The sequence below is a fragment of the Paenibacillus sp. FSL R5-0887 genome, assembly GCF_038002305.1.
In the GTDB taxonomy this organism is placed as follows: Bacteria; Bacillota; Bacilli; order Paenibacillales; family Paenibacillaceae; genus Paenibacillus_AQ; species Paenibacillus_AQ odorifer.
Genome location: NZ_JBBOCE010000001.1, coordinates 3,596,347 through 3,608,634, shown reverse-complemented (window position 1 = coordinate 3,608,634; position 12,288 = coordinate 3,596,347). Strand labels below are relative to the sequence as shown.

The following is a 12,288-nucleotide window of genomic DNA, read 5'->3' as shown; positions in this document are numbered from 1 at the left end:
GCTCGGCACATTTTAGGAGGGAAACGTATGGCTATAACAAAGGATGAATCCGCTTGGCCGATCATAAGCCTTAGTTTGGGGGAGGCGTTTGATCAGGAGACAGTAGAAGAATATATCGCTTATTGGGAAGAACTGCTCGCGCGCCGATCTGCCTTCGGCCTGCTGATGGTGCATTCTGCTGAGAAAAACACACGTCCAGAGCGTGCGGTCACACAGCTGTATATGAACTGGTGCAAGATGAACAAGCGGGAAATCGCCCAATATTGTTCAGGCATCGCGGTCGTAATGCAGAATGCAAAGTTGCTTGCTGTCTACAAGCCAGTTACAGCGTTGTCCACTAAAAGAACCTACGGCTGCCCCGGAGGCGCCTTCTCTGGAGAGGCTGAGGCCATAAGGTGGCTGGAGGAGCAATTGACTAAGACATCCTCGGGTACGAAAACCTAATATAGCTGCCCATATTTTGGGGATACACATTTAAGCTTTCTTCACCCTTTTGGGTGGGGAAGGCTTTTTTTATCTAGAAAGATAAGAATCCGCCAACCCCTCACAACCAATGTGTCAGAGTAAGCTTTTTGAAATATAAATGGGGTGTGTTGGATGAAGATAAATAATAATTATTTGAAAGAACAATTAAACCAAGAAGTTTGTAGAGGAATTAGGTTTTCAAACATTAGAGGATGATCTCTAGCCAATGGTTATTTCAAGTGGTCGAAGAGATGATGGAATTCTTTATTATTGACTTGCTGAAGTTACCTGATGACCAACCAATCCTAATAGATTTAGGAATAATGCCTGAATTTATATTACCGTTTATCCCGGAAGAGAGAATGCACTAAGCTGGGCATCAAAACCATAGAAAGAACACCAAACATGAGCGTAGAAGAACAATTTAGGTTAGTTCGTGAACATTTTAAAATGTAGGGATGACCGAAAGGTATACCTACTCAAAGAAACCATTCCATTGTCAGGGATGGTTTCTTCATAACTAGAAAAGTACACAGGTATGCCCGTATAATAAATAGGAGCAAGTAATTGGCAGTAGATTGATGATGAGGGGAGAGAAGACATGTTTTTCTTTAAAAAAAATAAAGGCATCACAAAAGAGGAGCTGCAAGCCCTGGTTGAAGGCTTGGAGCAGGCTTATATGGATAAGGATGAAGAAGGTTTGAGCAAAAGATTTCATCCAGATAAAAGGGGAATGTCCTTTTTAAATCACTTTCAATTAATGATGACATTTCAAATCTATAATATAAAATCTGAAATTCTCGAATTTGAATTGCTGTCAATGGATGCCACTAAAGCAGTCTTTACATACACTCGGAAGCACATTCATACCTGTATCAACCCCGCCGATGAACGTGAGGAAAAAAGAAATCAAATTATCAGTTATTACGTTGAGGCTGTGAAGGAGAATGGTTCAATTTGGATTACGAGGTACAGCCCTTATAGCACGATTTTTGTAGATAAGAAGGGTGATTTCCTTAGTGGTGTGGATGCGGTCATTCCTCCTGGAGAAGAGATCAATTCAGGCATTGCGCGATTCATCCCGTATTTTCAGCTTGATAGCTATGTACCTGCAACATTCCATGTCTACAGTAACAGTCAATTTATCGGATATTATCCGTTAGGAGAATACCATCGGTACGAACCTTCGCATACGTTCACGATTAATTATTTTGATAAGATAGAGGCATCTTCTGTAGAGAAGCATACAGCGGATTATATCTCCCAAGAGACCTTGTTGACCGCTCAAGTACTGCATCAGACTGTTAATAGCTCTATAGTGGAGACGCAGTTGATGAACAATAATGTATTAGAACATGAACTTGTTACCAGCCTGCTTACGAAGGATGGGTTCTATATGATTAGATTTCTGTATGACAAAGGGGAGCCGATCCCGCCAGAGGAGCGAGAAAAGTGGAAGCGTGAGATGGTCACTTTAATAGAAAAAGAGCACAGCAGTTAACACAGAAACTTGCCGTTACAGACAATACGCGAACCGTATCCTAAGTAACGATAAGTTTTTTTGGTAATAATGAGAGAAAAGGAGAGATGAAAATGTCCTATATCGTTGATTTTAAAAATGTGTCTACGGTTGGGTTAGAATCTTCACCTGTAGTAGATGCACTTGCTGGTCTGCGTGCTAATGAGGCCCGTTACTTTATGAACAAATACAAACATGAGTTTACGGTTGTACGAGCCAGCGAAAGTCAGGAGACCCTTGATTATGTGAACCGAATTTTAAAAGAAGAACGCGATATTGAGTTTGCGGCCAAACCTTTAGAAACATCGCGTTTTCAAGTGGAAAATATTAAATTCGCTTATGTCTTTTATGAGGATGGTCTTGCGGTGAACGTTATGTATACGGTGGATGACCCTAAGAAGCGGGCTGTTGGTTTTAAGCTTTCTGAGGGGATGGAGATCCCAAAGGAGCTAGAAGAGAAGTTTAAGTTTGCTAGGCAGAAGTCCAAGCTAGCCGGAACAATTCGGGGTTCGTTTTTTGTAATTAAAGGAGAGTATTAAGGTTAGCAAAATTGCAACTTAATCAATGAGAGGACCATCCTGTAAAAGGATGGCCCTAAATCTTGCCGATATAGATAATTTGCGTAGGTTATCTATGGGAATGGACTCTCATTCAAGAGGCCGAATTTATTATATAGGGCAACGAAAACTGGAGTTGCGAGCGTACTTCATAATTATTTTGCATGAATAGCTGGGACGGTAGAATGTACGGTATAAATCCCGTAGATAAGAGCTGGAGTAGCTGAAACGGTGGAATGTACGGTTCAACTGGTGGATATTCGCCAACATGTGATACGTAGACAGAGTAAACAGCAACATATACTCCATTGATGCAGGGTACTTTTTGGGATGTTAAGCTCTTCCGCCAAGTCGCCCACTGTCTTTGTTTGCTCTTGAATGAACTGCACTGTCTGTTTTTAAATTCTTCGTTATACCGTTGTCGATGTTCTCCCATGTGAACACACCTCCGTGGACTCATTATCGCCAGTCTGTTAACTACTGTCCACTTTTTATTCTAGCTTCAGTGACTACGTTATTGTCCTTACCGTAAAGGACAAAGAACCGCCTAAGTTGCCAGCGACATGGAAGATGTTGGATGCGGTCAAAAACAATCGAATGATTGAGATTGATATGGAAAAATATTTTGCAGCAGATTCATACTCCTCCTTATTACAAGCCGAAGATATTGCCGACAAATTATCGAAGCTGGCTTCATCAAAATAACCTTATTGGATTGAACCTACCTGAAGCCATCTAAATATAAAGACGAAGCCTATTATGGCTTCGTCTTTTGTAGTTTTGCATACCCTTTTACAAATGAACTATTGGACCGAAAGTACAGTCTCCAGCTCAGGGATATATTCCTTGACCATATTGTTGTCTTCCCACAGTCCTTTAGTCCCAGCTGGGGCTTGACCTTCGGAAACGACTAAGTACGGTTTGATGGTTACGGTATTCGGTATAGTCTTGAAGGGTTCAAAACGAACATTATAAGATTCGCTTAAGGGGTGAGCACCGATGGGCTTCAGTTGAACGCCACGTTCATCGACAATGTCAAATTGAAGAGCGATGACGCCCCCGTTAGCACCCTTATATTTCGAAGGGATAGAAGCGAGCATTTCTTCTACGCTCTGGCCCGGTTTGGTTTTGTACTCAATGGATACCTGCGTTGTGATTGGGGTGATTTCTACCTTACTGATCTGCAAGTTAATGTTATCGTGATGCTTGGTCTCCTCTGAAGTTAGTGCGGTAACAGGCGTTGATTTGGTAACAGGCAGAACGAATTCGAACGGGACATCGTAACCCTTTAACGTTACATTTACAGTCAAGTCAAACTGATCAGGGAACTGGACAGTCTGTGTTGTTGTGCTCGGATCATAATAAGTGTTCAAAACCTGAACCATTATGCTGGAAGCAGTCTCACCATCCATGTGTTCGTAACTCCAGAGCAGAGGTTGACCTTTATAGAGAACCTCAAACTTATCCACCGCGCCTTTATTGGCATCTGAAGGCGGCGAATTGGGCTCCGAAGCCAAACGGTTTCCAGGAGTGGTTAGGTTCATAAGAATTCGGGTTCCGTCAAATAACAACGTTGGGATATTCATGGTCACCTCGCTATGGGTCACGCTTTGGTTTACGTTTGTGATGAAATCCCCGGCTTGTTGAACACCGGGATCTAAGTTTTTTTCGCCCCATAATGAATAGATTTGTCCCAAAACCGGAATTTGCTTGAGTGCACCAGCCATTGCGGGCGATACAAAGCCGGAAGCAAGGACTGTAACTCCAAGAATTGCAGCGGCTGCAGTGGAAATCAACCACTTATTAAAAGTTCTTGATGCATCCATCTTTCTCTGAATGGGGGAAGTGGAATTATCGGTCTCCCTGATGATTTGGTAAGTCTCATTCAGTTTGGAGCGGGCAATATCCGATAACTGAGCGGGAAGTAGGCTTTGGCAGTTCTTTAACTGTTCTTCTAACTTAGTGTTTACCATGTCGCAACTCCATTTCTTGATTGAATTGAGATGAATGCTTTAGCTTTTTGCGGGCGCGATGCAGCCGGGTCTTCACAGCAACCGTAGAAATTTCGAGAATGTCGGAAATTTGACGGATCGGCATGTCCTGTAGGTAATGAAGGTGAATGACAATCCGGAGGTTCTCCTCAAGATGTTGAACGGCATCCCATAATTCGATTTTCTCATAATCCTTGGAAGTGGAAGGGATTTCGGGAAGCTCTCCATAAGGGAGGGATCTTGAGTTGTTTTTGAGCATTTTATTGCATTCATTAATCAGAATCCGGAAGATCCACGTTTTGAAAAAAGCGGGCTCTCTGAGTGTATGGATGTTCTTAAAGGCTTTAAGCATCGTCTCCTGCAGGGCATCTGCACAATCTTCTTCTTTGTTGACGATGGACCTTGCAGTTCTGTATAAAGGTAACTCTATCTCCTGCATCAACTGCACGAATGCTTCAGGGTCTCCAGCTTTGGCTTTGACGACAATAGGATCTATATGCAAAGATTTACCTGCTTTCTTGACTAGAAGTCTTAGGATGTTCGTAACGTTACTTAAATATTAGATCGGGTAGGTAGCTAGAAGGTTACCACAAACATGATTCCATTCTCCGCATCTCGCAATGCTAGCAAGGGGAGAAATTGGTTTTTTTTCACAAAAAAATCGCCGTTCAAATTCCCTGTCAGGAATCGGACGACGATTTTCAAAAGCTAGTCAGTCAGTTAGTCAATCAATCAGTCAATCAATCAATGATATAAATGACCCATTCCCCTTGATCGTTTGGCCGAATAGCGTATAGCATTTTTACATTTTCAACGGTCTTTGCGGCCATATCCAAGCGTTGTCCGGTCACCGTTATATTTACCTGATGTTCGTTGGGTAACATGGAATCGATGCTTTCGATGTCTGTGAATTTGTACTGATATTGTTCGTCATAATAAGGTTCCATAGCATCTGCTAGTTTTTTGTTTACGAACCCGGATTGGAAAAGTGTGTGGTCATGCTCAACCAAAGCAGTTAGGTTTTTTTCCAGCACTTCAAGTGCGGGGAGATCATACTCTGTCAATTGATCTGAATATGATTTCAGATTTATCGACAATTCTGCTTTAAAGCTGGTTTCATTTGGCTGCTTGGGTTCTGTGTTTTGCGGCTTCTGCGTATTCATCGCTGGACTTTGGGTTGGCGTATTTGCTCCTGTGTTCGGCTCCTCGATGGGTTTAACATCCCCTGCACATGCTGCCAGAAAGATTAAAGACATCAACATGAGCATTCTTGCAATAGTTTTTAACATCTAACCCCACCTTTTTAAAGATATGTTAGTTAGTCGCGAGAAAATATGGAGAAGTTTCAAGGGCTGAATGAAGCCCGAAAAAGTGGATTAAATCGCTAGCTTTTGTGGATCATCTACAGAGTAACGTCCGCTTACCGCAAGCATGATTGTAGAAATAATGACGAGTATGAAACAGAGTACAAATGAATACCGGTACCCAACAACACTAGCTAATAACCCGCCAACAAGACTGCCAATCAGTCTGCCGATCGTGGATGAATTAGAGTAGAGTGTGGATGCATACCCAGGCATGTTTGGAAGCAGATCCTGAATGTAGCTAATGCCAATCGCTGAAATAACGGCAACAAAAAAGGCAAGCAAAATTTGGGCTGCAAGCATTTGCCACATCGCGCCTGAAGTAATGACAACGAGATAATAAGCTCCTCCGAAAATGGCTCCGCACATCATCAGGATTCGGTTACTGTATTTTGCACTAAGTAGTCCCAGCATGATCATAAAAGGAATTTCCAGCGCAGCACAAATACTGCTGACTAAACCGACATCGCTTGTTGTTCCCCCTAGATTGTTGGTAATAAAGAGGGCAGTATTGATGCTACTCGTCCAGTGGGCTACATACATGAGTATCATAATCAGAAAAGGAAGCAGAACATTACGGTTCTGACCCAACCGGAAACTTTTTACTTTTACTTCTGCAGTACTGCTTTTCACTTCTGTATTTGATTTCAGGAATAGCGAAATAAGTAAGGCAACCAGCAGGAATACTCCGATGGTGCCCGAGAAGATCCCCTTAAACCCAACAGCAGCAATTAGCAGAGTACCGATTAAAGGACCTGTAATAAAGCCGAGAGAGAAAGCAGAACGCAAGGTAGAATTTGCAAACGCAGTATCCGTAAAATCGCTCTTATTCACTGCTTCTCTAGCTATGGCGAACAATTGAGGCATCCCTGGTGCACCGAGGGCGGTGAACACAATCATGTAGATGAATAAGATCGTAAAATCCCCAATGAGCAAGTATCCGCTATAAGCCAGAGCATTACAGAGCGTGGAGACAAGGTAAATGTTTCTTCGATTTAAGCCGAGGTCAGAGCGTCTTCCGATTAGTGTACTGATCCATATCCCGGCAATTAACGTGGTGGCCAGAAAAACACCAAACAACCCGACAGATACTCCAAGCTGTTCCGTAAAATAAATGGATAAAAAGGGTGCGCTGAGTGAAATCCCCATCCCCTGCAGTAACATACATAAAAAGAGTAAGCCATAAGAGGGAATCGAAAATAGTGCAGTTAGTCGTTTGAACATGTTGTGAAAGTACTCCTCTATATTTGTTTAGATATTTCATAAAAAAAAGCCGTTGAAATGAATTCCAACGGCTTTTTGTATGCTTGTTTTTTTCAAGACCTTATTCAACATCATAATTGATCAGAAAGAATAAGTCTATACTTTCGGCTGGATTTTATTTACTATTGTGAAGCCGGCAAAACCTAATCAATGGAGTGTTGTTAATGGACGTTACTTGTCATCTCGATAAGGCTGACTTACAGGATTATATTAGTAGGGTTTTTGGCAGCAGTTATTTCGTTGCTCGTGTTTCGCGCATGCATGGCGGCGCACAAAAGGTGGTCTACAAGATTGAGTGCAGTAATGGATTTTCCTGCGTTTTGTATGTGTGGGATCTTTCCATGAATTATTTTAAAGAAGAAAAAGCCAATGAAGATATAAATGAACAATCCTATGGAAGTCATTTATTCGAATTAAATAACAGGTACTTAACACAACATGGAATTCAGACCCCTGCTCTTTATGATCTGAATAAGGCAAGAGATCGTTACTCTTTCGATTATGCTCTGGTTGAATATATAGATGGAAGAATGGCAGAAACCTATTTTCATCATCCCGAGTTACGTGTTCAAGATAAAGTTTTTAAGCGTGTGGGGGAGATGCTTACTGCTATGCATACCCACGAGAGGCATGTTTTTGGGAAAGCAAATGCTAACGAGAGCAGCATGGGGCAATGTCATTTATTACAAATGGAAAATGCGAAAGTACAGCTAGCCTATGCCTCCCAACATATTGAGAAGATCAGGTCTAATCAAAGCAAACTGCTCGATAAGTTGTACGAGCTTGAATCAAAAATTCAACCCAGACAGCAATATGGGTTTATTCACGGGGAACTGGGTCCTGACCATGTTATGGTTAACGATAAACTGGAACCTTTCTTGATCGATATCGAAGGAGCAATGTTTTATGATATTGAGCATGAACATAGTTTTTTGCAGATGAGATTTGGGGATTTCTACCGGTACTTAAAGAACGATGCTCTGGATCATGATAGGCTGTTATTTTATCAATTCCACCATCATGTCTCCTTAACTTCAGGTGGATTAAAGCTGCTGCATAGAGGATTTCCTGATCAACAATTCGCCCAAGGCCTAGCTGATTATCAATCGGAACGCGCGCTGAGGTTTATCGAAGGATGAACTAAACAAGGCCTTTGAATTGATAACCTACTGCCATGTCCTTGAAAGTAACCTATTAGCCTTCTTCACCCTTTAGGGTGGAGGAGGTTTTTTCGGTATACAACTACAAGGCATAATAAAAGACCGCATCCACTGAAATTGCTTCCAGAACTGGCGGTCTGATGTCTTCGTTATGAATCAATCTTTATCTGAAGGGTTAGTTAATGAAATTTAACGGTCTTGATGCGAGCCTCTTCTTCATAGCTAAGTGGTTTCGGAGATTGCGGAGTGTGCAGATGGCGCTCCACGGAGTACTCCATTTTCCGGTAGTCCTCATTACCTGTATTCAATGTTGGATTCCAGTTTTCTGTCACCCAATTTTTAAGTTCCTTAAGTCCTGCTAGCATTTCCTCCAGCCTCCTTTGGCGAAGAAACAAAATAGATTTTGTTGTTCTTTGTTTACGCTTTCATTATAATCCTAAACTCCATTTTTTAAAAGGTGTGTCCGTCTGAAAAACACAGATTATTCAGTGAACATTGTGTGTTATTTAGGTTTTGTGCTTCATCTGGAGAGAAGTGTCTCCCTGTAGGAGACATTTTTAACGAAGCTGAAAGGATACTCATTAGTACCACCTTTTTAAATTATTTTACATCCGTATATCCAACAAATACTGCCCTGAAGAAATAAATTTAGGGTGGAGAATTTACAGGATTATTTTCTAATGAATATGGAAAAATAAATGATTATTAGCTGCGAGTTGCACTGAAAACCATTATTTTGCTAATCATAAATAAGATTGGTGGAAATAAATTTTATTTTTCTAAAAATAGAGAAAATAATTTACAAAAGCAAAATATAATGATATTTTGTTTATGTAGAAAAGAAACCGCTCACAACTTAAGGGGGATTAACAATGACACTCACAAAGTTCCACGGAATTATACCTGCCTTTTATGCCTGCTATGACGATCAAGGAAATATTTCGGAATCCCGGACGCATGCTTTATGTGATTACTTATTTGAAAAAGGAGTTCAAGGTGTATATGTGGGAGGCAGCTCAGGAGAATGTATTTACCAGAGTCTCGACGAACGCAAAGCGGTACTAAGCTACGTAGCTAGTAACCTGAAAGGTAAAATGACACTGATTGCCCACGTGGGTGCCCCTTCCACTAGAGATAGTATTGAGTTAGCGAAACATGCTGCAACCTTAGGATACGATGCATTATCCGCAATCCCGCCTATATATTTCAAGTTACCTGATAGTGCAGTCTATAAATATTGGAGCGAGATTATGGAGGCAACCCCTCTAAGCTTCATCATCTACAACATTCCTCAGACTACTGGATATACACTGACTCCGTCCCTATTTGAGAAGCTGCTTGCGAACAAAAAGGTGATTGGTGTGAAGAACTCCTCCATGCCGACTATGGATATTGAAAGATTCAAAAGAGTGGGTGGAAAAGATGTAGTGGTATTTAATGGACCGGATGAACAATATGTTGCGGGAAGAATCATGGGAGCGGATGCGGGAATCGGTGGAACCTATGCGGTTATGCCTGAGCTGTTCCTGCAAGCTAATGAATTTGTTAAGGCTGGTAAGTTCGAAGAAGCTGGACAAATTCAAAGCGATATCAACGATATTATCATCGCCCTTTGTTCGCTGAAAGGTGCCATGTATGCCGGAATAAAAGAGATTCTAAAATTAAGAGGCGTAAACATTGGTAGCGTAAGAGCACCGCTTGAGGCAGTAGCCGCTGAAGATGCTGGTCCGATCGCAGACATTATGAAATTGATTGATCAAGCTATTGAAAGATATTGCGGTTAAGACAATGAAGAAATCCATCGTATGCTTTGGCGATTCTAATACTTGGGGCTACGACGCAGAGACAGACCGCAGATTTAAGGATGATATTCGTTGGACGGGAATTCTTCATACAGAATTGGGTGACGCCTACCGAATGATCGAAGAAGGGCTTCCCGGCAGAACAAGTGTCAGTGAGGACCCTCTATTTGAAGGACTTTCTGGAATTTCCTATATCTATCCCTGCCTGATGTCACATTCGCCATTAGACTTGGTTGTGATCATGCTTGGAACCAATGATACCAAAGAAAGGTTTGGATTAACTTCTTATAACATCGCACAAGGTATTGTTAGGCTGGCTCTTAAAGCTAAAGGTAGCGGTGCAGGACCTGAGGGGAAGGCTCCAGAGGTTCTAGTAATCGCGCCCCCTCCGATTGGAGCAGAGTATATTCATACCCCTATTGGCAAACCAATGGGTAGCGGATGTAGTGAGAAGTCTATGGAGCTCGCTGAGCATCTTGCAGCTTTGCTAACGGGAACTGGTATCCACTTTGTAGATTCCAGAGACCATGTATCGATGAATGAAATTGATTATATGCATCTTGATCCGCAAGGACATCGCAGCATGGCCGATTTAGTGCAATACCATGCCAAACGGATTTTAAATTAAAGGTTCTATGCTTTCGAAGCGAGTTTTGTACGTAGCGATTCAGAGAAGGTAATGCTCACAAAACTTTTAGGGAGGTTTATAAATGAAGAAAAAACGTTTACTCTCGGCAATGCTTGCGCTAATGGTGATTATTTCTTTAATTTCAGGTTGCTCAGGTAACAATGCTGCGAGCTCTAATACATCCGATAATTCTTCTGCGTCTGGGAAGGAAAAAGTGGCGATCAGAGTATGGCTGACTCCACAGTGGAAGGGTGTTGTGGATGCCACGGAGGCAGGTGCGGACTATGATAGCTTCCTAAAGCACGCCGCTGAGAAATTCAAAGCACAATATGATAAATACGATGCAGATATTCAAATAGAGGTCATTGCTGGAGATCAGCGCGATCAATTGCTTAACGTTAACTTAAGCGGAGGAACACCTCCAGATGTGTTCTTTGAGAGTGTATTCCCGATGGGGGATTACGTTCACCGTGGAGCATTGGTTCCTTTGACCGACATCATTGATGAAGACGCGAAAAGCGATATTGCTCAAAACTACTGGGACGCTGTAACGTTCGGAGAAGATATTTATTTCTATCCATTCCAGCACAACCCAGGCACCTTGGTTTACAACGCGGACATGTTTAAAGCAGCAGGCTTGGAAAAGTTTGTGGGTGAAGAATCCGAAATCAAAACTTGGAACTTGGATGAATATCAACAAATTCTTGAGGGTCTCAAAAACAATCTGCCGAAGGATAAGTATTCCAATGCATATCCAATGGCATTATTCGCTGTAAATAATCAGGGCGATACATGGAACCTTGCCTATATGAGAATGTTCGGCAATAAGTTCTTTGATGATCAAGGCAACATTGTCCTGAATGATGAGAACGGAGTTAAAGCTGCAACTTGGCTGAAAAACCTATATGACGGCGGATATACAAATCCAGGCGCAGAATCTGTTTCTTCTAATGATGCCAATGCTATGTTCCAAAATCAGCAATTAGCGATCAGTTTCACTAACCCAATTCTGTTTAATGGTACGAAAGCAAATATGGCGGACGGTACGGCAGCGAAATTCGATATGAGACTTGCTAATATTCCGTCGGAAAGCGGAGATCCTCTATCCTTTACTTATGTAGTAGGCGCTAGTGTATTCAAGTCCAAAGATGCTAAGAAGACTGAAGTAGCTAAGGATTTCGTGAAGTTCTTCTCAAGCGATCCTGAGTTAGTTAAATCCTCTAAGAATGGTATTCCTGTAAGAAGTTCTGTAGCCGAAGCGCTTAAAGCGGAGAATCCACTGTTTGCAGCTTACGATGCCAACTCTAAATATTTGTTCAACTTCACAGGCAACGTTCCAGGATACAGCCAATTAAGAGAGGTCTTATATCCAGAGCTACAAGCACTTTACATGGGAGCTAAGACACCGGAACAGTTTGTGCAAGATTATCAGGCAAGTGGCAACAAGGTGATTGAGACCAATAAAGCTGGCTCTGTAATTTTCCAATAATCTAAGACCAGATAAACAATACACGATTGACAGCCTTTAGGGTCTGAAGA

At 41.8% G+C, this 12,288-nt stretch carries 13 protein-coding genes; 8 read left to right on the top strand and 5 right to left on the bottom strand.

Annotated features, from left to right (window positions below; translation table 11 throughout):
• Positions 1-27: 27 nt before the first annotated feature.
• From MKY14_RS16025 to MKY14_RS16010, 4 genes are all read left to right on the top strand, one after another.
• A complete protein-coding gene (locus tag MKY14_RS16025) occupies positions 28-444 on the top strand; it encodes a hypothetical protein (protein ID WP_081392548.1) in 417 nt (138 codons plus the stop codon).
• 622 nt (positions 445-1,066) lie between these two features.
• Positions 1,067-1,966, top strand: coding sequence for a hypothetical protein (locus MKY14_RS16020; protein ID WP_076130858.1), 900 nt, complete (start codon positions 1,067-1,069; stop codon positions 1,964-1,966).
• A 92-nt stretch (positions 1,967-2,058) separates the two neighbouring features.
• Positions 2,059-2,523, top strand: a complete 465-nt coding sequence (locus MKY14_RS16015; protein WP_076194578.1) for a phage tail protein — start codon at positions 2,059-2,061, stop codon at positions 2,521-2,523.
• A 570-nt stretch (positions 2,524-3,093) separates the two neighbouring features.
• A complete protein-coding gene (locus MKY14_RS16010; RefSeq protein ID WP_175619009.1) occupies positions 3,094-3,246 on the top strand; it encodes a hypothetical protein in 153 nt (50 codons plus the stop codon).
• A gap of 98 nt (positions 3,247-3,344) precedes the next feature.
• Here MKY14_RS16010 and MKY14_RS16005 read toward each other — a convergent pair whose 3' ends face one another.
• The 4 genes from MKY14_RS16005 to MKY14_RS15990 all read right to left on the bottom strand — a co-directional run bounded on the left by MKY14_RS16005 (position 3,345) and on the right by MKY14_RS15990 (position 7,120).
• Positions 3,345-4,514, bottom strand: a complete 1,170-nt coding sequence (locus MKY14_RS16005; protein WP_076279972.1) for a DUF4179 domain-containing protein — start codon at positions 4,512-4,514, stop codon at positions 3,345-3,347.
• Positions 4,501-5,034 (bottom strand): RNA polymerase sigma factor, encoded by a 534-nt coding sequence (locus tag MKY14_RS16000; RefSeq protein ID WP_076279971.1) that lies wholly within the window; start codon positions 5,032-5,034, stop codon positions 4,501-4,503. The genes MKY14_RS16005 and MKY14_RS16000 overlap by 14 nt, the downstream gene beginning before the upstream one ends.
• A 238-nt stretch (positions 5,035-5,272) precedes the next feature.
• Positions 5,273-5,821: a hypothetical protein gene (locus MKY14_RS15995; protein WP_076218769.1), complete on the bottom strand. Its 549-nt coding sequence runs from the start codon at positions 5,819-5,821 to the stop codon at positions 5,273-5,275.
• Between the two features lie 87 nt (positions 5,822-5,908).
• Positions 5,909-7,120, bottom strand: coding sequence for a sugar efflux transporter (locus MKY14_RS15990; RefSeq protein WP_052097297.1), 1,212 nt, complete (start codon positions 7,118-7,120; stop codon positions 5,909-5,911).
• A 248-nt stretch (positions 7,121-7,368) separates the two neighbouring features.
• On the opposite strand from MKY14_RS15990, the gene MKY14_RS15985 reads away from it, so the two are divergent.
• Positions 7,369-8,298 carry a phosphotransferase gene (locus tag MKY14_RS15985; protein ID WP_340395709.1) on the top strand — a complete coding sequence of 310 codons (930 nt, stop codon included), beginning with the start codon at positions 7,369-7,371 and terminating at the stop codon, positions 8,296-8,298.
• Positions 8,299-8,498: 200 nt separating this feature from the next.
• Here the strand turns inward: MKY14_RS15985 and MKY14_RS15980 are convergent, their stop codons facing one another.
• Positions 8,499-8,684 (bottom strand): hypothetical protein, encoded by a 186-nt coding sequence (locus MKY14_RS15980; RefSeq protein ID WP_036679656.1) that lies wholly within the window; start codon positions 8,682-8,684, stop codon positions 8,499-8,501.
• Positions 8,685-9,191: 507 nt separating this feature from the next.
• Here MKY14_RS15980 and MKY14_RS15975 point away from each other — a divergent pair.
• The 3 genes from MKY14_RS15975 (at position 9,192) to MKY14_RS15965 (ending at position 12,238) form a co-directional block, all read left to right on the top strand.
• A complete protein-coding gene (locus MKY14_RS15975; protein ID WP_038573110.1) occupies positions 9,192-10,103 on the top strand; it encodes a dihydrodipicolinate synthase family protein in 912 nt (303 codons plus the stop codon).
• A gap of 4 nt (positions 10,104-10,107) precedes the next feature.
• A complete protein-coding gene (locus MKY14_RS15970) occupies positions 10,108-10,749 on the top strand; it encodes an SGNH/GDSL hydrolase family protein (RefSeq protein WP_076129213.1) in 642 nt (213 codons plus the stop codon).
• 82 nt (positions 10,750-10,831) lie between these two features.
• On the top strand, positions 10,832-12,238 hold the full coding sequence (locus MKY14_RS15965; protein ID WP_076129167.1) for an ABC transporter substrate-binding protein: 1,407 nt from the start codon (positions 10,832-10,834) through the stop codon (positions 12,236-12,238).
• Positions 12,239-12,288: the final 50 nt, after the last annotated feature.